This window comes from Streptomyces fuscichromogenes (assembly GCF_014645815.1).
GTDB classification, from domain to species: domain Bacteria; phylum Actinomycetota; class Actinomycetes; order Streptomycetales; family Streptomycetaceae; genus Streptomyces; species Streptomyces fuscichromogenes.
Map to the genome: position 1 here is coordinate 710,706 of NZ_BMML01000002.1, position 23,392 is coordinate 734,097.

The 23,392-nt window shown below is 72.9% G+C and carries 17 protein-coding genes; 8 read left to right on the top strand and 9 right to left on the bottom strand.

The window, feature by feature from the left end:
- Window positions 1–75 precede the first annotated feature (75 nt).
- Window positions 76–1,407 carry a cation:proton antiporter gene (locus IEZ11_RS06815; RefSeq protein ID WP_189261655.1) on the bottom strand — a complete coding sequence of 444 codons (1,332 nt, stop codon included), beginning with the start codon at window positions 1,405–1,407 and terminating at the stop codon, window positions 76–78.
- A 295-nt stretch (window positions 1,408–1,702) separates the two neighbouring features.
- Here IEZ11_RS06815 and IEZ11_RS06820 point away from each other — a divergent pair, with 295 nt between their 5' ends.
- From IEZ11_RS06820 to IEZ11_RS06840, 5 genes are all read left to right on the top strand, one after another.
- Window positions 1,703–2,761, top strand: coding sequence for an RBBP9/YdeN family alpha/beta hydrolase (locus IEZ11_RS06820; protein WP_229712831.1), 1,059 nt, complete (start codon window positions 1,703–1,705; stop codon window positions 2,759–2,761).
- A complete protein-coding gene (locus IEZ11_RS06825; protein ID WP_189261656.1) occupies window positions 2,758–3,867 on the top strand; it encodes an effector-associated domain 2-containing protein in 1,110 nt (369 codons plus the stop codon). The genes IEZ11_RS06820 and IEZ11_RS06825 overlap by 4 nt, the downstream gene beginning before the upstream one ends.
- A 77-nt stretch (window positions 3,868–3,944) precedes the next feature.
- Window positions 3,945–4,124 (top strand): hypothetical protein, encoded by a 180-nt coding sequence (locus tag IEZ11_RS06830; RefSeq protein ID WP_189261657.1) that lies wholly within the window; start codon window positions 3,945–3,947, stop codon window positions 4,122–4,124.
- A gap of 22 nt (window positions 4,125–4,146) precedes the next feature.
- On the top strand, window positions 4,147–5,952 hold the full coding sequence (locus IEZ11_RS06835) for an HEXXH motif domain-containing protein (protein ID WP_189261658.1): 1,806 nt from the start codon (window positions 4,147–4,149) through the stop codon (window positions 5,950–5,952).
- A gap of 145 nt (window positions 5,953–6,097) precedes the next feature.
- On the top strand, window positions 6,098–8,032 hold the full coding sequence (locus IEZ11_RS06840; RefSeq protein ID WP_229712832.1) for a hypothetical protein: 1,935 nt from the start codon (window positions 6,098–6,100) through the stop codon (window positions 8,030–8,032).
- Window positions 8,033–8,036: 4 nt separating this feature from the next.
- Here the strand turns inward: IEZ11_RS06840 and IEZ11_RS06845 are convergent, their stop codons facing one another.
- Window positions 8,037–9,200: an FG-GAP repeat domain-containing protein gene (locus IEZ11_RS06845; RefSeq protein WP_189261659.1), complete on the bottom strand. Its 1,164-nt coding sequence runs from the start codon at window positions 9,198–9,200 to the stop codon at window positions 8,037–8,039.
- 543 nt (window positions 9,201–9,743) lie between these two features.
- Here IEZ11_RS06845 and IEZ11_RS06850 point away from each other — a divergent pair.
- Together IEZ11_RS06850 and IEZ11_RS06855 are read left to right on the top strand one after the other, a co-directional pair.
- Window positions 9,744–10,676 (top strand): anti-sigma factor RsbA family regulatory protein, encoded by a 933-nt coding sequence (locus IEZ11_RS06850; protein WP_189261660.1) that lies wholly within the window; start codon window positions 9,744–9,746, stop codon window positions 10,674–10,676.
- Between the two features lie 164 nt (window positions 10,677–10,840).
- Window positions 10,841–11,719 carry an alpha/beta fold hydrolase gene (locus IEZ11_RS06855; protein WP_189261661.1) on the top strand — a complete coding sequence of 293 codons (879 nt, stop codon included), beginning with the start codon at window positions 10,841–10,843 and terminating at the stop codon, window positions 11,717–11,719.
- A gap of 24 nt (window positions 11,720–11,743) precedes the next feature.
- Here IEZ11_RS06855 and fxsT read toward each other — a convergent pair whose 3' ends face one another.
- The 5 genes from fxsT to IEZ11_RS06880 all read right to left on the bottom strand — a co-directional run bounded on the left by fxsT (window position 11,744) and on the right by IEZ11_RS06880 (window position 20,350).
- A complete protein-coding gene (fxsT, locus tag IEZ11_RS06860; protein WP_189261662.1) occupies window positions 11,744–15,670 on the bottom strand; it encodes an FxSxx-COOH system tetratricopeptide repeat protein in 3,927 nt (1,308 codons plus the stop codon).
- A complete protein-coding gene (locus IEZ11_RS06865; protein ID WP_189261663.1) occupies window positions 15,667–16,968 on the bottom strand; it encodes a TIR-like protein FxsC in 1,302 nt (433 codons plus the stop codon). Before IEZ11_RS06865 ends, fxsT begins: the two co-directional genes overlap by 4 nt.
- Before the next feature lie 113 nt (window positions 16,969–17,081).
- Window positions 17,082–17,864: an AAC(3) family N-acetyltransferase gene (locus IEZ11_RS06870; RefSeq protein ID WP_229712833.1), complete on the bottom strand. Its 783-nt coding sequence runs from the start codon at window positions 17,862–17,864 to the stop codon at window positions 17,082–17,084.
- Window positions 17,861–20,011 carry a radical SAM/SPASM protein FxsBH, inactivated beta-hydroxylase extension form gene (fxsBH, locus tag IEZ11_RS06875; RefSeq protein WP_189261664.1) on the bottom strand — a complete coding sequence of 717 codons (2,151 nt, stop codon included), beginning with the start codon at window positions 20,009–20,011 and terminating at the stop codon, window positions 17,861–17,863. The genes IEZ11_RS06870 and fxsBH overlap by 4 nt, the downstream gene beginning before the upstream one ends.
- 159 nt (window positions 20,012–20,170) lie before the next feature.
- Window positions 20,171–20,350 (bottom strand): hypothetical protein, encoded by a 180-nt coding sequence (locus IEZ11_RS06880; RefSeq protein ID WP_189261665.1) that lies wholly within the window; start codon window positions 20,348–20,350, stop codon window positions 20,171–20,173.
- 260 nt (window positions 20,351–20,610) lie between these two features.
- On the opposite strand from IEZ11_RS06880, the gene IEZ11_RS06885 reads away from it, so the two are divergent.
- Entirely contained in the window at window positions 20,611–21,528 is a 918-nt protein-coding gene (locus IEZ11_RS06885) for a DUF4231 domain-containing protein (RefSeq protein WP_189261666.1), read from the top strand.
- Between the two features lie 73 nt (window positions 21,529–21,601).
- Here IEZ11_RS06885 and IEZ11_RS06890 read toward each other — a convergent pair whose 3' ends face one another.
- Together IEZ11_RS06890 and IEZ11_RS06895 are read right to left on the bottom strand one after the other, a co-directional pair.
- Window positions 21,602–22,138: a hypothetical protein gene (locus tag IEZ11_RS06890; RefSeq protein ID WP_229712834.1), complete on the bottom strand. Its 537-nt coding sequence runs from the start codon at window positions 22,136–22,138 to the stop codon at window positions 21,602–21,604.
- 124 nt (window positions 22,139–22,262) lie between these two features.
- Complete coding sequence (locus IEZ11_RS06895; RefSeq protein WP_189261667.1) at window positions 22,263–23,300, bottom strand: rod shape-determining protein; 1,038 nt, start codon at window positions 23,298–23,300, stop codon at window positions 22,263–22,265.
- Window positions 23,301–23,392 lie beyond the last annotated feature (92 nt).

Consider the following 23,392-nt stretch of genomic DNA (forward strand, 5'->3'; position numbering starts at 1 on the left):
TTCGGCCCGGCACGCGGCGCCACGGCCGGTGGCGCCGGGTCCGGTGGCGCTACGGCTACGGGCTACGGCTGCGGCCTACGGCTGCGGCGTCGGCTCGGCGCCGACGGCCGGGGCCTGCCCGGAGTCCGGGGTGCCGTCCTCGCCGGGGCCGGTCGTGGCGGGTGGTCCGGCCGCCTGCGCGTCGGCCGGACGGTACAGCGGGCGGATCAGCGGTCCGGTGGCCGCCGTGGTGAAGAGCGCCATCACGACCAGCAGCGCGTACAGCCGGGGGCCGATCACCCCGGCCTGCAACCCGACGTTGAGCACGATGAGTTCGGTCAGCCCCCGGGTGTTGAGCAGCACACCGATCAGCAGCGAGTCGCGCCAGGGCAGCCGCGCACCGCCCCGGGCCGACAGGGTGCCGGCGGTCACCTTGCCCACCATCGCGGCGGCGCATATCACCAGCAGGAGCAACAGGTCGGAGGCGTGCAGCCCGCTGAGCTGGACCGACATCCCGGAGATCGTGAAGAACACCGGCAGCAGCAGGCCGCCCGTCTCCTGCAGCGGGCGCAGCACCTGGCTGTCCGGGGCGCCGTCGGGCTGGCGGGGCATGATGATCCCGGCCAGCAGCGCACCGAAGATCACATGCAGTCCGAGCGCGCTGGTGGCCCAGGCCGAGGCCAGCGCCAGTGCGGCGGCGAGGGGGACATGGTTGGCCAGCAGGGCACCGGGGCGGTTCGTCCACCACTTCAGCGCGGGACGCACGACGGCGAACATCACCACCACGTAGACCGCCAGCAGCGCCACCTTGACGGTCCAGGTGCGCAGCGAGCCGTTCTCGCCGCCGATCAGGGCGACGGCCAGCACCGGCCAGCTCAGCGCGTCGATGACACCGGCGGCGGCCATCGCGATCGTGGCGGGACGGGTGCCGGCCAGCCCCTGGTCCCGGATGATGCTCGCCAGCACGGGAACCGCCGTGATGGACAGGGCGACCGCCATATAGAGGGTGAATGTCGCGTCGACCGGATGCCCGCCGTTGGCGGACCGGAAACCTCCGGTAAAGAGCAGGACGATGCCGGCTCCCATCAGCATGGGAATCGCGAACCCGCTCAGCGAGACGGTGGTCACCGTGCCCCGATTGCGCAGCTGCCCGAGGTCGAGTTCATAACCGACCGCGAAGAGGAAGAGCACCAGCGCGACCTGCGCCACGGAAGTCAGAATTGGCTTGATCTCGTCCGGGAAGAGGGTTTGGTACACCCCTCCGGGGGCCAGGCCCAGCAGACTGGGACCGAGGGCGATGCCGGCGAATAACTGCCCGATGACCGAGGGCTGGTGCAGCTTGCGGGCCGCCGCTCCCAGGGCTGTGGAGGCTGCGATCACCACCGCGAGAGCTGCGACGACATGAGTGACAGTGGAGTCGGTGCTCACCGGCATCCCCCTTCGGGCAAGTGCCGCACTCTGTGGCATTTTTCACACACAGTGTAGCCGGTGTAGGGGCAACTGACCTATTGTTGCGTGCGCTTGGAATATGCCGTTCTGGAGCGGGGGGTCGGCGGTGACGACGGTCTTATTCGTACATGGCACCGGCGTGCGGGAGCCGGGATTCAGCGGAACCGTGGAACTCGTACGGGAAGGATTGCTGCCGTTACGGCCTGAAGTCCGCATATCTTCCTGTTATTGGGGAGGAACTGCCGGATCGGTACTGCATTCGAACGGTATTTCCGTGCCGGGGTACGGGACGGGGCGTGAATTACCGCGCGCGGGCGCCTCCGGCGCACTGGAGCAGGACCTCGACGAGGACGTCGAATTCTGGGGACTTCTTTATCTGGACCCACTGCTGGAACTGCGCCTGCTCACCCGGGAATCCACCGCCGGGACCGAACTGGCACCGGGTGCCCGGCCGCCGGGCGAGGCCCTCGCGGCGGCGGCCCCGGCGCTCGTCGCGGACGACCGGCTGCGCGGGCTGCTGGACGCGGCGGGCATCGCGGAGGACTTCGCCGCCGCCGTGGCCGCCGTACTGACCACCGACGACTGCCGGCGCTTCCTCCGGGCCCCGGCCGAGGGCACCGGAACGGCCGAACCGGCCCGTGCCTTCGTGGCCGAGGCGGTGCGCCGCCGGACCGGGCGGCCGGGACCGGCGCCGGCCTTCGACGGCACCGCCCGCGACGCGGCGGTCGTCCGGATCGCCGACCTGCTCCCCGGACCCTCCGGCACCGGGGACGAGCCCGGTACCCACCGCGGCCCGGTGACCCGGCGGATCAAGCGGCTGACGGGCCGGCTGGCCCTCGGCCTGGCCTCCGCGCAGGCGGTCAGACGGCGTTCGGCGCTCACCGACGCGGCCCATCCGGCCGCCGGTGACGTGCTGCTCTACCTGGCCCGCGGCGGCCCGGTCCGCGAGGCCGTCGCCCAGGCGGTGCTCGCGGCCGAGCCGCCGGTCGTGCTGCTCGCCCACAGCCTCGGCGGCATAGCCGCGCTGGACCTGCTGGTACTGCGGCCGCTGCCACAGGTCGAACTGCTGGTCACGGTCGGCTCGCAGGCGCCCTTCCTCTACGAACTGGGCGCCCTGCCCAGCCTGGAGCCCGGCAGCCCGCTGCCCGCCCACGTACCGCCCTGGCTGAACGTCTACGACCGCCGGGACCTGCTCAGCTACCTCGGTGCCGGTGTCTTCCCCGGCCGGGTCCGGGACATCGCCCTCGACAGCCGTCAGCCCTTCCCGCTCTCCCACAGCGCCTACTGGAGTAACCCCGGGCTGTACCGGGTCCTCGCCGAGGAGCTGCCGTGACGGCCGCCCGCCCGGACCGGACCCACGCCGTCGTCGTCGGCGTGGAACGCTACGCCGTCGGCCCGTCCTGGGACCTGCCGGGCCCGGCCGCCGACGCCCGCCGCTTCACTGCCTGGCTGCGCGGCCGCGGCGTGCCCGCGGCCCACATCTCCCTGCTGCTGGACGCCCTGCCCGGGACGGGCGGACCCGAGGTGGACGTGCCCGCCGGTCCCGCCGGGCGGGAGGCCGTGCAGGAGGTGCTGACCCGCCGGCTGCCCGCGCTGGAGGGCGACCTGCTCCTCGTCGTCTGGGGCGGCCACGGGGTCACCGACCGGCAGGGACACCGCAGGCTCTTCTACGCCGACGCCACCGCCGCCGACAAACGCAACCTCGACCTGGACGCCTGGCTGACCGCCCTCACCACCGACGCCCTGCCCGGCTTCAGGCGCCAGATCTGGCTGGTGGACTCCTGTCAGACCTTCGTCGAGGACCTGGGCCTCGTCCGCTCGCTGCCCGGTGAACTCCCGTCCCACGGGGACCGGTTGCCCGGCCGGGAACAGTTCGTGCTGCTGGCCTCGGGGCCGGGGCAGCGAGCGGCCAACGACCCGGTGCTGCGGACCGGGGCGTTCTCCCGGGCCGTGCTGGCCGCGCTGGAGGCCTCGGACGACGAGAACTGGCCACCGGACATGGGCACACTGGCGGACACCGTGATCGGAGGGTTCACCGAGGGGGGACAGCGGCCCACCTCGCTCTGGTACCGGTCCGGCACCGGCGACGTACGCCACTACGACTTCCCCGCCGCCCGGCGCCGGGCGGAACCGGTCCCCGACGCCGCCCTGACCGAGCTCATCGCGCTGCTGGCCGGATGGCCCGCCCTGGCCGACCGTGACCAACGGCAGCTCGTCATCGGCATGCTCCCCGTCGACCTGGCCGGTGCCATCCCCCGGCTGGGCGCGGCACGGGCCGACATCATCAGCATCGTGCGCACCTGCCGTCTCCATCCGGGAGGACTGGCCGCCCTCGTCGAGGCGCTCGGCGTGCTCGACCCGGGCTCGCTGGCGCAGCGCGAGCTGAAGGACTGGACGGCGCGCCGGCTCCCGCCCGGGTCGCAGGGCCCTCCGGCCTGATCACGGCCTTCCCGGCACCTGGTCCATGCGTCATCATGAAATCAACGGGAGACAGGGCGTACTCAGGGGGATGGCGCATGGACACGTCCACGGAATTCATGAGATCCGAACTGCCCGACCTGAGCGGCACCGCCCTCTCCGACCTCCGGTCGCGGAATCCCGACGTCTACGCGCGTGCGCTGGAGCGGTTGCTGCGGCAGATCGCACAGCCCCGGGTCAACTTCGCCACCGACCCCGGGCCCGGACGAGCTGACTGAGGGACCCCGCGGAAGGAGACATGTGCAGCCGGACGCACGCTCCGCACCCGCCCGGGCGGACCACCACCTCGTACCCTCGGCGTACTTCAACGAGCTGGCCGCGGGCCGGGGCGGTCCCGAGACGGTGCGTTTCCTGCGCACCACCGAGTACAGCAGGCGGCTTCTGCTGCTGCGGAGCATGCTCGACGCCATCGCCGCGACCCCCGGTGCGCTGGGCCCGCTGCCGCCCGTGGACACCGCGTGGGACACCCTGACGGCGGCTCAGCACCGGGCCCCGGAGGGCTTCGCGGAACTGCTGATGCATCCCCAGACCGGCATCTGGCTGGGGCACGGCCTGCGGCGGCTGAGCCACACGGCCTGGGGCGACGGGCCGCTCTGGACCGACCTCGGCCATCTGCACGCGGTGTGCGCGGTCGCCGCGCTGCGCGCCGGGCTGCCGCTGCGCACCACCGTGCCGCTGCGTGACGGCACCGCGATGTTCCCCGCTCTCGGGCTGGCCCGTCTGCCGGACCGTCCACGGTGGGGGACCGCGGAGGTGGTGATCGAGGCAGGCCGGCTGCGGGTCGATCCGCGGGGTGCGTGCGTCGGTCCGCCCGATCCGCCCGGGAGCCACGACGGCGACGCGCCCGGATGGCAGGGGCTGCGCACTCTGCGGGCCGATGTTCCGGGACGGCCGATGACCCTCTGGATCGACGACATCGACCCCTACCGGGACCTGAGCGAACCACTGCCCCCGCAGCGCCTGGGCAAGGACGAACTCGCCCGCTGGCGGGAGCGGTTCGCGGGCGCACTGGACCTGCTCGCGGAGAGCGACCCGGGCACGGCCGCCGCCATGGCCGAGGGGCTGCGCACCGTCGCGGAGGTACGCCGGGTACGCCGGGCGCCGGCCTGGGCGGTCCTCAGCGCCTCCTCCAGCGACGCCTTCGGCGGCCTGCTCTCCTCGCTGCCCCCGGACCCGGTCAGCTTCGCGGTCACCCTGGTCCACGAGTTCCAGCACACCAAACTGGGCGCGCTGCTCCACCTGCTGACCCTGGAGCGGGACAGCGGAACCGAACGGCACTACGCCCCCTGGCGCAACGACCCGCGTCCGCTCAGCGGCCTGCTCCAGGGTGCCTACGCCTTCCTCGGCATCACCGACTTCTGGGGCCGGTACCTGGACCATGTGCCCCCGGCCGGGCGGCCGTTGGCGGAGTTCGAGTTCGCCCTGCGCCGACGGCAGACCCAGGAGGCGGTCCACGCCCTGCGCGCGGACCCGGGCCTGACCGCGCACGGGCGGCGCTTCCTGCGGGGCATGGCCGCGCGGCTCCCGGCCTGGTGGTCGGATCTCCGGATCCGCCCGGACATCGCCGCGCTGGCCGAGTTCGTGGCCACCGACCACCGCACCGGCTGGCGGGTCCGGCATCTGACCCCCGCCCCGGACGACGTCCGCGCCCTGGCCAGGGCCTTCGCCGCAGGTGCCGTGGCCGACGGGCACATCGCCGCGTCCGCCGTCGTCCCCGACCTCGCCGCGCCCTGGGCCCAGGCCCGCACCGGACTGGTCCGCCAGCGCCTCGCGGTGCCGGACGCCGAGCAGCGGCCCGCGCCGTCCGCCGCCGACCGGGCCCTGGTCGCCGGGGACCCCGCCGCCTCCGGCGGCTACGCCCGTCTGCTGGCGGACGACCCCGAGGACGCCGACGCCTGGACCGGCCTGGTCCTCGCGCTCGGCGCCCGCCCGCTGCTGCACCGCCCCGAACTGCCGCGCGCGGTGCACCGCGAACTCCGTCTGACCGGTACCACCGCCGACCCGCGCGACGTCGCCCGCTGGCTGGCCGCCGGCCCGGTCGCCTGAGAAGAGTGTCGACACTGGTCCTGTTCTGGGCCGAGTTTCCTGAGAATCTCGCTCAAGTGTCGACAGTAGTGCGGCGGTTGGAGCAGACTGCACCGCGATCCGGAACCGTCCACAGGCACGTCCGTGACCGCGGAGGAGTCGTTTCATGGCAGCAGAAAGCAAGGCGTACCGGCCGTCGATGAGGGACCGGGTGCGGGCCCTGGTGGCGCTGACGGCCGCGGGGGCCGGCTCGGTGGCGCTCCCCGGCACCGCGCGGGCGGCGGACGCGGCGGGCCCGGGGACCGCGGCGACCGCGGCCACCGCGGGCGACACGCTCAGCGTGGGAGCCGGGGAGACGTACGTGGTCGGGACGACCACCGCCCTCGGCGCCCTGACCCTCGCCGAGGGCGGCACCCTCGCCGCGCCCGACGGCTACGGCCTCACCCTGACCGTGGACGGCGTGGAGACCGGTTCCGTGCTCACCGCCACGCTCGCCCCGAGCACGACGATCGCCCCGGGGACGTACACCGGGGACATCGTGCTCACGGTCGCCGAGCAGAACCCGGCCGCCTTCGCCGGTGTCACCTTCGCCCTGCGCCAGGCGCTGTACGTGGCCGCCGACGGTGTCGTCGCCGCGAAGTCCGCCACCTCGGCGCTGGTCGGCGGCACGGTGACGGACACGGCGGCGCAGGGCGTGAGCGTCACCTCCACCGGCGAGGCCTTCGACGGCTTCTACGTCGCCGAGGGCGCCTCGTACGCGGTCACGGACACCGTGATCGGCTGCACCGGCAACGGTCGCTGCGACTTCGTCGGGGACGGGGCGGCCCTGGTCGGCACCGGATCCGGGACGCGGCTGGTCCTGGACGGGGTCACCGTGTCCAACAAGGGCGTGGAGCGCAGCGGGCTGGTCGCCGCGGACGGGGCGAACGTCGTCGTCAAGAACTCGGCCGTGCAGTGCCTGAACGGCGTGCTGCCCTCCGACTACGTCTTCGCCGGCGGCGCGAACATGCTCGTCGTCCCCTGGCGGCTCGGCATCTCCGGCAACGTCCGCGCCACCAACCTCCTCGGCACCGGCACCAGGGCCACGTACATCAACTCCACCATCGCCTCCGAGACCTGGGGCGCCTTCTCCACCGACTCCGTCTCCGGTGCCCAGGCCACCGCGGTCAACTGCACCATCAGCAACCTCGGCGACGAGGGCTACGGCTCCTTCGCCGACGGCGACGTGACGGAGCGGATCCTCGGCTGCACCCTCGACGTCGGCACGTACGCCACCGTCATCGGCGCCTCCGACAGCACCGTGTACTACGGCGACAGCACCACCGAGGACGTGGCCCAGCTCAACACCGACCTCGAACTCGGCCTGGGCGAGGACGAGCTGGCGGCCCTGCCGGTGCGGAGCACCACCGTCACCTCCAGGCAGTTCGGGGTGATGTGGCACGGCGCCGGGACCCTGCACATCACCGGCGGGACGATTCTCACCACCGCGGCGACCACCTTCCTCGACAAGGCCGTACGGGCGACGATCACCGTGGACGGCTCGGAGGGCGCCGCCCTCGACCCCGGCAACGGCGTCATCCTCCAGGTGATGGAGACCGACAACCCGGGGTCGAACGACGGCGTCTACACCGAGCCCGTCGACGACCCCGTGAAGGACGACACCTGGGACGTCACCGCCGCGCACGACAGCGACTCCTCCGCCGCCTTCACCGACATCGCCCTCACCGGCGACTTCTACAACGCCATGCGCACCGGCCGGAACATGGTGCTGGGCTTCACCGGGTCGAGGGTGACGGGCGTGCTGTCGGCGTCCGAGTCCCGGCACGCCGTCGACACCATCACCTCCGCCGAGTACGCGCAGCTGGGCCATGTCACCAACACCGCACAGCCCGTCGTCAACAACGGGGTGGTCGTCACCCTCGACGGCGGCTCGCAGTGGACGGTCACCGGAACGTCGTACCTCAGCAGGCTGACCCTGTCGGCGGACTCGGCGGTGACCGCGCCGGCCGGGAGCGCGGTCTCGATGACGGTCGACGGGGAGCCGGCCGCCATCGAGCCGGGCGGGGACTACAGCGGGGCGATCACGATCGGCGTCGGCTGACCGCTCACGCGCACGACCCGGTGAACACGTCCACCGCGTCGTCGCTGCTGCTCGCCACCAGCAGGTCCGTGGTGCCGTCGGACGTCACGTCGGCGGCGGCCGCCTCGTAGGCGCCGTCCGCCGGCAGTTCGGTCAGCTCGCTCAGCGAGCCGCCCGCGGTGCCGGTGTAGACCGACACCGAGCTGCCGTTGAGGGAGGAGACCAGGACGTCGGGGATGTCGTCGCCGTTGACGTCGGCCGAGCTGACGGCGACCGGCAGGGCGGAGGTGGTGTAGTCGACCGGGTCCTGGAAGGTGCCGTCGCCGTTCCCGGCGTAGATCTCCAGGGTGTCGGAGCCGTTGCTGACGGCGGCCAGGTCGGTGGTGCCGTCCCCGTCGAAGTCGCCCTCGGCGAGCGAGTACAGCCGTTGCACGCTGCTGTACTCGGTGACGTCCCCGAAGGTCCCGTCGCCGTTGCCGAGGGCCACACTGATCCCGCCCGCGGTGGCGACGCTGGCGGTGGCGACGTCCAGGTTGCCGTCGCCGTCGAAGTCGGTGAGGACCAGTCCGTGCGGCCGGGTCACGGTCACCGTCTGCGAGGAGACGGTGAACGCACCTTCACCGTCGCCCAGCAGCAGGTTGACCCGCCCGGCGGACTCCTCGGCCACCGCGATGTCCAGGTCGCCGTCCCCGTCGACGTCCCCGGCGACCAGCGAACGGGCGCCCGAGCCGACCGTGTACTGGGTGGCGGTCCCGAAGGTGCCGTCGCCGTTGCCGAGCAGGACGCTCACCGTGCCGCCGTCGAAGTCCGCGGTGGCGATGTCGGGGTTGCCGTCGGCGTCGAAGTCGGCAATCACCGACTGGTACGGCTTGTCGCCCACGGCGTAGTCCGTGGCCGTGCCGAAGGTGCCGTCGCCGTTGCCCAGTAGGACGGAGACCGTGTCGGCGTCGTTGTCCGCGGCGACCACATCGGCGTTCCCGTCGCCGTCGAGGTCGCCGGTCACCACGTGCCGGGGGTTGTCCCCGGTGCTCGCCGAGGTGTCGGACCTGGTGAAGGAGCAGGTGGTGGCCGTCGTCGTGGCCGGCTGGCTCGCCGAGGCCACGGCGGTGACGCCCGCGGCGACCGTCAGGGCACCGGCGGCTCCGAAGGCCACGATGCGCGCGGCCCGGCGGTTCCTGTGTTTGCTCATGGCCGAAGGGATGTCCTTCCGTGGGACGAGGCGGAGTTGTCTGTCATGGGCACGGGAACCTAGGGGCACCGGCTGTGAGCCACGTGTCACGGGACCGTGGTTTCGCAGGGGGCCGTCAACTTTGCTGCCCCGCACCAGGCTTGGACCTGCCATGGGCGGGGCAGAGCCCTCCTACCGGACAGCAGGCACCGGTCAGGGCTCGGCATGAGGAGGGCGTCATGGACGGTCGGATTCGCGTGCGCGTTGTTCGTCGGCCCGCTCCCCGCGGGCAGGAGATCGACCGCAGGACGCCTTCCGGGCGCATCCTGCCGTACTAGGAACCCGTACCGGGAACCCGTACCAGGACTCGTGCCGGGAACCCGTACCGGGAGACCGGATCGCTGTCCGGAGCGTGGGTGCGCCGTGGCCGCGGCTCCCCCCCCCGCATCCGTGGCCGTGCCGGCCGGTTTGGACCGGCGTGCACGGGGCACGCGGGTGGTCCGGGGGCAAGGAGGCGGGCACCGTGACCAACGGGGAGCCGGTACGGCGGGCGGTGCCGTCGGCATGACCGGCGCGCCCGGCCCCTTCCGCCACCCCGCCCTGTTCTACCGCGACGAGGGCGAGTACCTGGCCGGGACGGTGCCCTTCGTCCGGGACGCGCTGGCCGCCGGGGATCCGGTGGCCGTCGCCGTGCCCGCCGAGAACCTCCGCCTCGTCCGGGCCGCGCTCGGCGCCGACGCCGGGGCGGTGCGCTTCCTCGACATGCGGGAGGCCGGCCGCAACCCCGGCCGGATCATCCCCGGCGTCCTGCACGACTTCGCCGACGCACAGCCGCCGGGCCGCCGGGTCCGCATCGTCGGCGAGCCCGTCTGGCCCGGCCGCACGCCCGCCGAGTACCCGGCCTGCGTCCAGCACGAGGCCCTGATCAACGCCGCCTTCCAGGGCCGTACCGCGACCGTCCTGTGCCCGTACGACGTCCGGCGCCTCGACCCGCGGGCCATCGCCGACGCCCACGCCACCCACCCCACCCTGCGCCACCCCGGCGGTGGACCGGAACAGGACAGCCGCGCCTACGCCCCCGCCGACGTCCTCGCCCGTTACGACGCACCCCTGCCGGCCCGGCCCGCCGCCCCGGCGGTCCGCTTCGAGGCGGGCTCCCTCTCCGCGGCCCGGCACCTCGCCGCCGAGCGGGCCGCACGGCTGGGCCTGACCGGCGCACGCCTCGCCGACCTGACACTGGCCGTCGCCGAACTGGCCACCAACAGCGTGCTGCACGGCGGAGGGTCGGGCAGCCTCGCGGTGTGGGCCGAGGACGGGCAGGTGGTGTGCGAGGTCCGTGACAAGGGGCACCTCACCGACCCCCTGGCCGGCCGCCGCCCGGCCTCCCGTGACCGCAGCGGCGGCCGCGGCCTGCTCATGGTCAACCTCGTCGCCGACCTGGTCCGCGTGCACACCGGGGCGCAGGGGACGACGGTCAGGTGCTGGTTCCTGCGCTGAGCTGCGGCGTCCGGCCCGGCAAGACCGCGCAGGCCGTCGGGTGCCTTCCTCAAGTCCGCCCCGAATCAAGCCGGTTGACCTGCACGTTCGTTTCGCGGCCCGGCTCCGCGGGCAATGGTCGGGCAACGTGGCCGCGGCCATGGCCGCGGGAGGGGGACACGGCGGTGCCTGATCTGGTGCGGACGACGGGTGGGCGGCGGCTGCGGGTGGAGGTGTCGGGGGATCCCCGGGGGCGCCCGGTGTTCCTGCTGCACGGTATGCCGGGGAGCCGGGTGGGACCGCGGCCCCGGCCGATGTTCCTGTACCAGCACGGCGCCCGGCTCATCAGCTTCGACCGGCCGGGGTACGGCGGCTCGGACCGCCGGCCGGGGCGGCGGGTGGTGGACGCCGTCGAGGACGTGGCGGCCGTGGCGGACGCCCTCGGGCTGGGCCGGTTCGCGGTGGCCGGCCGCTCCGGCGGCGGACCGCACGCCCTCGCCTGCGCGGCACTGCTGCCGGGCCGGGTGACCCGGGCGGCCGCCCTGGTGGGGCTCGCGCCCCGGGACGCCGAGGGGCTCGACTGGTTCGCCGGGATGGCGCCCTTCAACGTCCTGGAGTTCCACACCGCCTTCACCGACCCGGAGCGGTACGCGGCCCGGATCATCCCGCGCTCGGCCGTCATCCGCAGCAACCCGGCACGGATGCTGGAGGACCTGCGCGCGGACCTGACCGAGGAGGACCGGCTGATCGTCTCCGACACCAGCATCCGGTCGATGCTGCTGCGCACCTACCACGAGGCGCTGCGCACCTCGCCGTACGGCTGGATCGACGACGCGTTCGCGCTGACCAGTCCGTGGGGTTTCGACCCGGCGCACATCGGGGTGCCGGTACTGCTCTGGCACGGCGCGAAGGACGTGTTCTCGCCCGCCTCCCACTTCTCCTGGCTGGCCGCCCGGATTCCGCGCGCCAAGGCCGTCCTGGAGCCCAAGGCCGCCCACTTCGCGTCGCTGCGCGCCCTGCCCGACGTACTGGACTGGCTGCTGGCGGGGACACCGCGGGGCTGACGGCGGGCCGCCGGCCGCGTGCGCTCACACGGCCAGCGGCTCCAGGTCCCGGTACACCCGCCGCTCCTCCATGACGAAGCGGGAGATGCCGTTGTTCTCGCCGAGCTGCTGGCGCAGCCCCTGCAGTTTCCTGACGGCCTCCTCGCGCAGCGTCCGGGCCTCGTCCGGGCGGCCGAGGGCGCTCAGCGTGAGGGCGCCGTTGCTGACGACGGCCAGGGCCTCGGGATGCTGGGTGCCGAGGTCGGCACGGAGTGCGTCGATGCTGAGCCGCTCCCGCTCCCAGGCCTCCTCCAGCCGGCCGCTCTCGGCGAGCACGATGGCGTAGTTGGCGGAGCAGAACTGGGTGTGCGGGTGGTGGGCGCCCAGTACCTCGGTCATGCGCTCCAGCACCTTCTGGAACACCGCCTCGGCCTGCTCGGTGTCACCGCAGCCCCAGTGGAAGACGCCGAGGTTGTTCATCGCGGTCTGGGTGTAGGGGTGGGCCTCGCCCGGCTTCTTCACGTACTCGGTGAGCACCTTCTGGGCGACGTCGCGCGCCCCCTCCGGGTCCTCGGCCGCGAACCGGTCGGCGGCCAGGTTCAGTTCGCAGGCGAGCCAGTCCGGGGTGGGCTCGGTGTACTGCGAGCGGTACTGCTCCAGCGTCGCGGTCGTCAGCCGCCGCGCGTCCTCCAGCTCGCCCGCCCGGCGCAGCGACACCGCGAGCGACTTCGCACACCGCAACGTGCCCGGGAACTCCTTGCCGAGCACCCGCTTGTGCTGCTCGTACGCCCGCGACAGCACGGCCACCGACGCGCTGTACTCGCCGACCTCGCGCAGGTCCCGGCCGAGGTTCTCCGCCGACGAGAGCGTGTAGATGTGATCGGCGCCGTGGACCTGGGTGCGCCGGGTCAGGGTGACGTCGTCGATCTGCCGGGCGTCCTTGTACCTGCCGACCATGCGCAGGGCCAGCGCGAGGTTGTTGGCCGCGTTCAGGGTGCGCGGGTGGGCCTCGTAGAACAGGTCGCTGAAGCCGTCGTGCGCCTCCTTCGCCAGTTCCACCGCCCTGGTGTACTCGCCCAGCGCCGCGAGGTCGCTGGAGAGGCCGGAGGTGGTGATGAACGTGTGCGGGTGCCGGTTGCCGAGCCGTCGGCGCTGCCGGCCGAGCACGTCGTCGTCCATCTCCCGCGCCTCGACGTACAGCCCCTGGGAGCGCAGTACGTTGGCGAGCTGGCAGCGCAGGTACAGGTACTGCTCGTCGTCCTCGCCGAGCGGTTCCTTCCAGTGGGCGAGGAGTTCCTCGGCGAGCCGCTGCGCCCGCGGGAACTCGCCGCGCTTCCACAGGTAGCGGACCCGGTCGATGAGCAGCCGACGCGGCTCCGCCTCGGTGCAGTTGCGGATGTCGGAGGCGGTCAGATGCGGCCAGATGATGTCGAACTGCGGCCAGTTCTCGCGGTTGTCGGTGGGTTCGTCGCCCTTGGGGCGGGCGCCTCTGAGGATCTCGTGCACCGTGTGCCGGGCCTCGCGCCGGTCCTCCTCCGACATCTGGGAGCGGATCACCGCCTGCACCAGGCGGTGCACCTGGATCGAGCGGGAGATCTGGTCGACCTTGGCCAGCGCGAGCTTGCCGATCTCCCGCACCAGCTGGCCGATCAGCATGCTCTCCGTCAGGCGGAGGGCGGCGAGCATCTCGTCGCTGTCGTAGAGCAGTTCCGAGGAGATCGGCTCGGCGGCGAGGAACGCGCACAGCTGCAGCAGCCGGACCGAGGCGGGCGAGCGCTCCCGGAGCCGCTCGATGGAGATGTTCCAGGTGGCGGCCACCGTCTCGGGGTAGTCCGAGGGCTGGTTGAGCCCCATCACCGCGGCGGTCTCCTCGGTGAGACGGCGCAGGTACTCGGCCGTGGGCATGGCGGTCTCGGCCAGCCAGGCGCCGGCCTGCTCCACCGCCAGCGGCAGGTCGCCGACGGCCTCGGCGACCTGGTCGGCCTCCGTCCGGCTGAGCCCCGGGGCGCGCCGGGACAGGTGGTCGACGCTCTCCTGCCGCTGGAAGACGTCGACCTGGAGCGTCTGTCCCCGGTCCGACCAGGTCTGGTTGCGCGAGGTGACCAGGATGTGGCCGCCACCCGTGGTGGGCATGTAACCGGCGAGGCCCTCCGGGTCGTCGGCGTTGTCGAAGACGAGGATCCACCGCTTGGTGGGGTTGCCCCGGGAGAGCATGCGCACGGTTTCCTTGCTGGCCAGCGCCATGTCCTCGCCGCCGGGCGCGCCGATGCGGGAGCCGAGTTCGGCGAGCGAGGCCACCACGTTGTCGACGTTCTCGGCCGGCACCCACCACACCAGGTCGTAGTCGGCGCCGAACCGGTGCACGTACTCCAGGGCGATCTGCGTCTTGCCGACCCCGCCCATCCCGAACAACGCCTGGTGCTGGGGCAGCACGGTCGTCATGCCGCTGCGCAGCTGCTCCCGTACCTTTTCGAGGATGTACCCGCGGCCGGTGAAGGTGCTGTTGCGCTGCGGCACGTTCCAGTGGTCGGGGGCATGGCCGGGGAACCGGGGCGCCGCCGGTCCGCCCTTCGGCAGCTGCGCGGGCAGTTCGAGCGCGCTGAGCAGCGCGGCCTCGCATCCCGCTTCGTCGAGTCCGTGCAGGTCGACCAGGTCGGTCTGGTTCTGGTACGACTCCGGCGGCTGCACCTCGTCGACCCGTACCGGGACCAGTGATCCCGGCGGCCCGTCGCCGGCCGCCGGGGCCAGCAGGAACTCGGTGTGCCGGGAGTCGTACAGCGCCTTGGACCACAGCACCAGGGCGCGGCTGCCGGGGGCGGGACTGCCGATCGGACCGCCCGCCAGGTCGTGCAGGGTGACGGTGCAGCCCGCCCGTTTCAGCAGCGACTCGACCCAGTCGGCCCACATCCGGTTCTCCGCCGCGTAGGCGATCGCCACCCGCGTCTCGGAGGTCTGCGGCCGCCGCCGGATGAACGCGTCCCGGCAGCGCAGCCGCACCTGGTCCGGGATCTGCGGCAGCGCGGTGACCTCGTTGTCGGTCACGAAGGCGGTGAGCCGCTCGAACGCGGACAGCAGCGACTTCGGGTCGCCCTTCTTGTCCCCGACGACGGCGAGCGTCTCCTCGTACGCGTAGTAGGGCTTGTACGGTATTTCGACGCTGCCCCAGTAGGCGGTGACCTCGTCGGCGCTCAGCCGCTCCCCGTCCGGTCCCTTGGGGAGTCCGGCGAACTTCGTCCGGGCCACCGCGCGGCCCGCCTCGACCTTGTCCTTCTCGCCGTCGTCGACGCGCATCGGCACGGGCAGCACCCGGATCCGCCGCTTGCGGTGTTCGTCACCGACGCTGTACGCCACGTCGGCGGCGCCGTCCAGGGCCTGGTCGCTGAAGGTGAAGCAGTCGACGAGGAGGTCGGGCATCTGCAGGGTGCAGATGTCCGCGGTGTCCGACCGCCCGGTGCGCGAGTCGATCAGGACGTAGTCGTAGGACCGCTTCATGCTGTCGCGCAGCGCCTCCAGGAACATGCCGCCGCCGAGCCGGTCGTAGAAGTTGTCCCACTCCAGCGAGGACGCCGTGCCCGAGTAGGCGCGGAACTGCTTTCCCGCGGAGAGGAAGTCGAGCGAGCCGCCGTTCTCGAAGCCGAGCCCCTGCCGTTCGGGGGAGAGCGAGACGGCGTGCTGTTCGACGTCCGCGAACTCCAGGTGCCAGGGGCCGGTGCGGCTGATGCCGTCCGTCGCCGCCCAGGCGTAGTCCTGGAGGATGTTGAGGACGCCCCCGGTGGCGGCGAGCACGTTGGGGTCCAGGAACGGGTGGAAGAAACGATCCAGCCCCGGGGCCTCCAGGTCCCAGTCCACGGCGAGCACGCGTTTGCCGTTGGCGGCCAGGATCCACGCCGTGTTGGCGAGCGCCATCGTCCGCCCGGTGCCGCCCTTGTACGAGTAGAAGGTGATGATGCGTCCGTCCCTTGCGGCCGTCATGCCTCTCCTCCGGGGTCGTCTCCCGTGTCCGGGTCGGACGGCGGGTAGGGGTCCGCCAGACGGGGTCTGGGGACGTGCGGGCCCGGCGGCAGTCGGACCTCCGCGTTCTTCAGGAACTGCCGGGTCGTGTAGGCGACCACCTCGGGCAGCACCCTGGTGAAGGACTTGAGCGTGGGGACGCCGTTGACGGCGATCCGGGTGTCGCCGCGCCGGGCCCGCTCCAGGATCGTCGGCATCACCCGCTCCAGCTCCTCGGCGAGCCGGCGCCCCTGCTCCCCGTGGTTCTGCAGGTCCGTCCGGCAGCGCGGCACGATCGCGCTCACCCACGGGCGGGCGTACGCGTCGAACGTCTTCAGTCTGCCCCGGCGCTCCTCGTCGGTCAGCGCCCACTGGTCCACGAGCAGGATGCCGGGCTGCCGGTCCCCGGACGGCTGCGGTTCCTCCCCGGGGGGCTCGTCGTCGAAGGCGGCGACGGTCACCCGGTAGTCCAGGGAGCGGATCAGCTCCTCGGCATGCGCGGACAGCGCTCGCGTGGACTCGGTCTGGTACGGGTTCCAGTCCAGCGCGTCGTCCCCGTACGGCCCGGTGTCGCGGTGGTCGGGCACGGAGTCCTCGGTGGGAGCGGCCACCGTCAGCCGGATGTGCCGGGGTCCGGTGCCACGCGGTTTGAAGGCGCTCGGGGTGCTCTCGTAGTCCCGGGGGCGTCCGCGCGGCAGCTGGGACTCGCCGGCCGCCTGCACGATCCGCTCGGCGAGGCCGAACACGGTCTCGTCGTACTCGTCGCGCAGCCGGCTGAGCTTGATCAGCCCGTAGATCCCGTTGTTCAGGTACCGCCCGCCCGAGGACACGTCCTCGACATGGATGTGCCGTACGGAGTCCGGGAGTTCGCGCATGTCGACGCGGGTCCACAGGGCGGCCACGATGGCCGAGGCGGTGGCCGTCCCGGTGGTCCGGGCGTTCAGCATCCGTTCGTGGAAGGCGTACCACTCGCGGCCGCACATCTCGCTGGAGAAGTAGCGCGGAGAGAACAGCGGCACGAACACCCGGCAGGCGGCGAGGTTCTCGCTCAGCTTCTCGGGCCAGCCCTCCCCGGACCGCATCTCCCGGTCCATGAACCCGGCCGGTGACCCCGCGGGCAGGTCGGTGAGCGCCATGATGTGGCTGGACAGGTCGTTGAACAGGACCCGCACCCAGTGGTCGGGGTCCCCGCTGTCCGGACCCCACTGCGGGGTGTGGGCGTACGACAGGAAGAAATAGGGCCGGTTGTCCGGAACCCGATCCTGCACCCAGTCCCCCATGTCCGCGCGTCCCCCTGCCCGTCGGCAAGCCGCCGGACCGTCCCCGTCGCCGGTGCGTGCCTCCGCCGGACTCAACAATGTGCCCGACGGACGCCGTTTCCGGTTCACTGTTTTCAGGCCAAAGCCCGTCGATATCGAGACATCTGGCCCCTGGCGTGGCCCACCACGTCCCGCATGGAGCAGAGCACCACCGTCCGCGAGGCCCACTCCGCCTCGGCGACCATGCGGCGCGGCAGCCGGGCGCCGATCTCCCCGAAGTCGCTGTCGTCCAGGGCGAGATCGCGGTACCGGACCCAGTTTCCCTTGTCGCCCACCACGCACCGGTACGTACGCCGGGGCGGCCTGGGGCGCATGAGGTACTCGGCGTAGTGGAACGCGCTGCACACCTCGAACCCGACCCGCAGCAGCAGGATCTGGGCGTCGGCGGCGTACAGCCCGCGCATCGGGGAGAGCCTGCCGAGATGGCTGCGGCGCGGGTGGCGGCGGAGCAACTGCCGTGCCCGCGGCCCGAGTCCGGCCAGCGAGGTCTGCGGATGCGCACTGCGTACCGCCCCGTGCGTCGACCACACGCACTCGGCGAGCGCCCCCATCGTCGGGCACCCGCTGGCGTCCGGGTCGAACGGCGGCATCGTCCCGCGGTACTGGGCCGCCTCCGCCTCGCTCATGCCCGCGACGGCCTCCCGGTAGGCCCGCGAGGTGTCGGAGTTCTCCGGCGTGAACGTGGGCACGACCAGGGTGCCCTCGGCGCCGAGCGCGCCACGCAGCGCGTCCCGGACCGACTCCGGGGCGACCCCGGTGCCGCTCAGCGAGGCGTGCACCATCAGCACCCCGCCCCGCCGGACGCCCAACGAGCGCAGCAGGCCGCCCAGTTCCGCCGACTGTGCCACTTCGGTCATGGTGCCTCGCAGACGCTGGTCCACTGCGACCACAGCCGGGCCACCAACACGGCCCCGGTCGCCGTGAGTTCGGACTCCGGCAGCAGGGTGAGCGCGGTGAGCGCGCGGGCCGCCTCCGCATGTGCCGCCCGGCCCAGCCCGTCGTCCGCCCGGTCCAGCAGGGCGCCCGCGGGGCTGCCCGGCCGGTGCAGGTCGGCCGTCTCGCGCAGCGCGGTGAGGCGGGCCCGGCGGCCGATGCGGGGGAGTTCCCGGGCGAACTCCTCGGGGGTCACGTCGACCGCCACGCCCAGCGCCCCGAACCCGTGGCCGCCGAGCGCCAGACCGCTGCCCGCCTGCAGCGGGGTGAGGACGGTGGGCCGGAACACGTCCGGGTCGCGCTGCCGGGCCGGCGCGTCCTTCCCCAGCAACTCGTAGGCGCGGGCCATGCGTTCGGCGAACTCACCGCATTCGAGCGGTGGGGCGACGGGGAACGGGAAGCAGTCCCGGTAGGGGTCGGCGTCGTCGACCAGCGGGCCGTCCTGGACCGGCAGCCGGTCGACGGGCCGCCAGCGCGCGGAGACGGGGGCCCCGTCGAGACGGATCCGGCTCCCGCCGGTCCCGCCGCCCTCGCGTACCCGGAAGGCGTCCGGTGCCACGGTGACCTCGACCCGGCCGGGGGCGTCCAGCCGGTAGGTGCCCCAGGTGGGCAGGTGCAGCCGGGTGCCGGGCTGGTCCCAGGACAGGGTGGCCGCCACCCCCGCCCGCAGGGCCGCGGCGACGGCCAACGACATGAACCGGGCCGTGTCGGCGGGGCCGCGCAGGGAGCGCTGGAGACCGGTGCGCACATAAGGATGCGCGAGCACCTCGTCCAGGCGGGGGGCGGCCGCCGGGTCGGCGTCCAGCGCCAGCAGCAGCCGCCAGGCGTCGGCCCAGTCCGGCTCGGCCGCCAGATGCTCCTGGGCCCGGCGCAGCAGCACCCGGTCCAGCTCCAGCTGCGCCCAGGCGAGTCGGGCCGAGCCCAGCACCGCGGGCGAGAAGGAGCGGTCGGTGACCCGGTCGGCGATGCCCTCCACCAGGGAGCGCAGATCGGCGCAGAAGACACTGGGGTTGTCGAAGCCGTTCGCCGAGCTGTACCGGTGCCCGTACAGACCGCCGCCGCAGGACCGCACCACCGGACAGCGGCGGCAGGTGTCGCTGAGCGCGTCGACGCCGCCCCGCCGGGCCTGGACACCGGAGTGCGCGGCGAACTCCGTGAAACCGTGTCGGAAGACGTCGTACCCGGTCTCGGGAGCGCCCGGGTAGGCGGTCTTGAGCCAGTCGGCCTGTTCGAAGGCGCCGTCCGTCTCGATCACGGCGAGGTCGCTGGGCGCCAGCCCCAGTGCCTCGGTCAGCGGCGGCCCGCCGCGCAGTGTGCTGAGCACCGAGTCGAAGGTCCGCACCGGCATCGGGCGGCCCTGCTGCTCCCAGCGGTCGAAGACCGCCAGCAGCCAGTCGGCGTACGGGGTGGCGGCCCGGTCCGGGTTGGGCGGCGGGCTGTCCCAGGTGGAGTGCGGAAGCAGGTAGTCGATCCGCGGCGGGGCCAGCTCGGTGAGGGCGTCGTGCACGGCGACCGGGTCGTTCGCCACGTCCACCGTGCACAGCACTCCGCTGAACAGGTGACGGTACTCGGGCTCCTGGAGCAGCCGGATGCCGCGGACCACGCGGTCGTGGCTGCTGCGGCCCCTGCGGTCCAGCCGGTGCCGGTCGTTGGCCGCGCGGTCGCCGTCCAGCGACACCCCGACCTGGACCCCGAACTCCCGGCAGACGTCCAGGTGCCGTCGGTTCAGGGTGACCGCGTTGGTGTGCATGCGCAGGTCGAGCGAGGTCAGCGGGGCGAGGACGCGGGTGAGCTCGGCGCAGATGTCCCGCAGCCGGGCCGGGCCGACCAGCAGGGGTTCGCCGCCGTGCAGGATCACCGAGACGGATTCGAGGGCCCGTGCCCTGACATGCTCGGCCAGCCGGGCGGCGACGGCGCGCACGGTCTCCGGACGGATGAAGGTCGGGCGGGACCGCCAGCTCTGATCGGCGTGCTGGTACACGTAACAGTGGTCACAGAGCAGATCGCACCTACTGTGGATCTTGAGGACCAGCTGTCTCAGAGGTGGGTCGTCGGGCGACTGGCTCGTCACTGACGCAGTCAATCAGAGTTCCCACCCCCGAGGCGGCCCAAACCACTTAAACGGTGGGAGTGTTGACGTCCATCGGTGCACTGACGTGGGCACGGGTGGTAGGCGTGTCCGCCGGGCGCACCCACGTCCGTGTGAACGGTCTCGGGCCGTCGTTCCCGGTCAGAGGTGTGAGTTGAACGCGTTCGACTGTCCCGAGCGGGGGTCGGCGGCGTCGGTCACACGGCCCGCGATGTGCGCCGCGGCGATCCCGTACGGGTCGATGTCCGCCAGCGGCTTGCGTCGGGCGGCCGGCTCGACAGTGGGGGAGGTGACCCTGATGGGCGTCTTGCTGAGCATCATGATTGTCTCGTCGCTCCGGTTCGGGTGAGGGGAACGGTCCTGGGTACGGGTGTCGTCCCGTCGTCGTGGTCGGCCCCGGTGGCCCAAGGGATGACGAACCGTCGAGCGAGTCTGGTCCCGATGGTGCGGACCCTATACCAGGAATGCCCTGCGCACGTCTTGTGCCAGGAGCGGCTTTCCGTCCTCATTGAATTCTCAAGCCGGTTTTTCGGGGGCGCGCGAAAGCCTTCGGGGGCGCGCGGGTAATTCGGGGGGCGTTCATGGGGGCTGCTGTCACACCTGTGCCGGGCACCACGCTGGGCGAACAGGACCTGCCGCCGCTGTTCCAGGTGAGTGACCAGTGGGCGATACGCCATCAGAGTGACTCGTTCCGGGCGGTGCGTACACATCTGATCCTGCTTCTGCTGGCCACCGCGGCCGCCGTCCTGACCGAACAGGCGTCGGGTCACGTCATGACGGTGCTCGCCGCCGTCCTGTACGGGCTGACGATAGCCCTCGGCCTGAGCACCTCGCGCCGCCGTTCCCGCGCCCACTGGCAGGCCCACCGGGCGGCCGCCGAGCTGCTGAAGTCGCTGGCCTGGCAGTACATGGTGCACGGCGGGCCCTTCCACTCCCATGTCGCCGACCCGGACGCGGTCTTCGCCGAGCGGCTCGAAGAACGCCTGCGCGAGCTGCGCACCTGCGGCTGGGAGGACTCCCGCAGCGAGGCCGGGGAGCGGGGCGAGGGCCAGATCACCCCGCGGATGCGCGCGGAGCGGGCCAAGTCCTACGCGGCCCGCCGGGACCTCTACCTGCGCGACCGGCTCCTGGAACAGGCCGTCTGGTACAAGAACCGGGCCGCCCGCGCGCACCGCGCCGCCGCCCGCTGGTCCTCCGTCACCGCGGCGCTGACCCTGTTCGCCCTGGCGGCCGCCCTGCTGCGGACCGTCGGCCTGCTCGGCGGCGCGGACCTCGCGGGGCTGCTCAGCGCGGCCGCCGCGGCGGGCGTCGCCTGGCAGGAGGTACGCCGGCACGGACCGCTGACACAGGCGCACTCCCTCATCGAACAGGACCTGGAGACGGCCCGGATCGCCATGGCCACCACGGTGACGGAGGCGGGCTGGGCCGAGGCGGTGGGAGAGACGGAGCGCCTGATGTCCCCGGCCCACACGGAATGGCTGGTCCGCTTCGGCACCTGACACCCTTTCACGGGCTTCCCCCGGGCCGCGCCGACCGCGGGCGGGCTCACCAGGCCCCCGCGGCCGGGCGGTGTCAGTCTCGGCGGGCGCCTGGTTCCCACAGCACCGCCACCGGTACCCCGCTGCGTCGTGCGTAGGCGACCACGTCGCCGGTGCCGCCCAGGCCGCGTGCCGGGTGGCCGTCCCAGACGGCGATCAGGTGGTCGCAGTGGTCCACGATCCAGCAGCCCGCCGCGAAGTAGGCCTGCTCGTGCGTCGGCTGGAGGGGCAGGTCGACGCGGGTCGCACAGGACCGCAGGATCCTGCGGTACGTGGTCCGCACGTCCTCGTCGCCCAGGTGTGCCTCGTAGTCCATGCCGGGGATCACGGCCGTCACCGGGACGCCGTGGGCCAGGGCGATGTCCGCGAACAGCTGGTCGGCGCCGGCCGCGAGGCAGCTGAGGGCCTCCAGCTCCACGTCGGTGCGGCTGAACTGGCGCCGCAGGGCGGAGCGGACGGCGGGCAGCACGGACGCGGGGATCGCACGGTGTCCGGTCACGCCGACACGGGTGACGGCGAGGCGGGGGACCGCTGCCGCCTCGGCGAGGTACTCGGTGATATCGGCTGTCACGGAACGTCCCCTCCCGTCACCATCGGTGAGTCCACCCTAATCCAGGGGCGCCAAGGTGCGCAGGGGGCGCATCGGCTCACACCGGTGTCCGGCCGTCGGGGACGGACGGGGCCGGGGCGGGCGTTCAGGCGGCCAGCGGGTCCAGCACCAGGGGCTCGATCCGGCCCTCCAGCATCGCCCCGATGCCCTGGACGGCGCACACGTCCGGCCGCTCCGCGATGTGCACCGGCATGCCGGTGGCCTCCCGCAGCAGCTGGTCGAAGCCGGGGAGCAGGGCCGAACCGCCCACCATCACGAGGCCCCGGTCGGCGAGATCGGCCACCAGGTCGGGCGGGCAGTCGCGCAGCACCTTGCCGATCCCGTCCAGCACGGACATGAGGGGCGTCTGGACGGCCTCCCGTACGGCGGCCGTGTTCACCCGCACGCTGCGGGCCAGCCCGGTGACCACGTCCCGCCCGTGGATCTCGGTGGAGGCCGGCCCGTACGGGGTGAGGCCGTTGTCGTCCAGGGCCAGCTGCAGGGGCCGGACCGACTGGTTCGGCAGCATCAGCGCGTGCTCGTGCCGCAGGTACTGGACGATCGCCTGGTCCACCGCCTCACCGCCCACGGGCAGCCGCTCGGCGCACACGATCGACCCCAGCGACAGCACGGCGACCTGGGTGGCGGCGGCCCCGCAGACGAGGATCATGCTGGCCTCGGGCCGCTCCACCGGCAGCCCGCACCCCACCGCCGCGGCGATCAGCGTGTCGACCAGCTCCACCCGCCTCGCCCCCAGCCCCACCAGCGTCTCGATGATCGCCCGCTGGGCCAGCGGGTCGGCGTCGTGCGGGGCGCAGGCCGCCGCCCGCAGCCGGGCCTTGCGCCGCAGGGACCGGCGGATCTTGTCGCCGAGCAGGTGGCGCAGCATGCGCTGGGCGATCTCGATGTCGACGACCGTCCCCCCGGAGATGGGCCGCACGACGCGGATGTAGTCGGGGGTACGGCCCGTCATCTTCTCCGCGAACTCGCCGACCGCGATCAGCGCACCGGTACGGGTGTTCATGGCGGCGACGGAAGGCTGGTCGACGACCAGGCCCAGGCCCTTCACGTACACCCGGGTACGGGAGGCCCCCAGATCGACGGCGAAATGGCAGCGGCGCAACTGCTCCAGACTGACGGTCACGGCAGATCCTCCCGAGTGCGCGGGCCGTATGGGGTGGCACCGCCGGTCGGCGGCCTGCTTCGCATCCTCCGGGGGATCACAGCGGCGCGCCT

What these genes read in the sequence shown, in the direction of transcription:
- IEZ11_RS06830 (WP_189261657.1), top strand. Translation starts at nt 3,945, where the DNA reads ATGGACACGTCCACGGAATTCATGAGATCCGAACTGCCCGACCTGAGC.
- IEZ11_RS06840 (WP_229712832.1), top strand. Translation starts at nt 6,098, where the DNA reads ATGGCAGCAGAAAGCAAGGCGTACCGGCCGTCGATGAGGGACCGGGTG.
- IEZ11_RS06845 (WP_189261659.1), bottom strand. Translation starts at nt 9,200, where the DNA reads ATGAGCAAACACAGGAACCGCCGGGCCGCGCGCATCGTGGCCTTCGGA.
- IEZ11_RS06850 (WP_189261660.1), top strand. Translation starts at nt 9,744, where the DNA reads ATGACCGGCGCGCCCGGCCCCTTCCGCCACCCCGCCCTGTTCTACCGC.
- fxsT (WP_189261662.1), bottom strand. Translation starts at nt 15,670, where the DNA reads ATGACGGCCGCAAGGGACGGACGCATCATCACCTTCTACTCGTACAAG.
- IEZ11_RS06865 (WP_189261663.1), bottom strand. Translation starts at nt 16,968, where the DNA reads ATGGGGGACTGGGTGCAGGATCGGGTTCCGGACAACCGGCCCTATTTC.
- IEZ11_RS06870 (WP_229712833.1), bottom strand. Translation starts at nt 17,864, where the DNA reads ATGACCGAAGTGGCACAGTCGGCGGAACTGGGCGGCCTGCTGCGCTCG.
- IEZ11_RS06880 (WP_189261665.1), bottom strand. Translation starts at nt 20,350, where the DNA reads ATGATGCTCAGCAAGACGCCCATCAGGGTCACCTCCCCCACTGTCGAG.
- IEZ11_RS06885 (WP_189261666.1), top strand. Translation starts at nt 20,611, where the DNA reads ATGGGGGCTGCTGTCACACCTGTGCCGGGCACCACGCTGGGCGAACAG.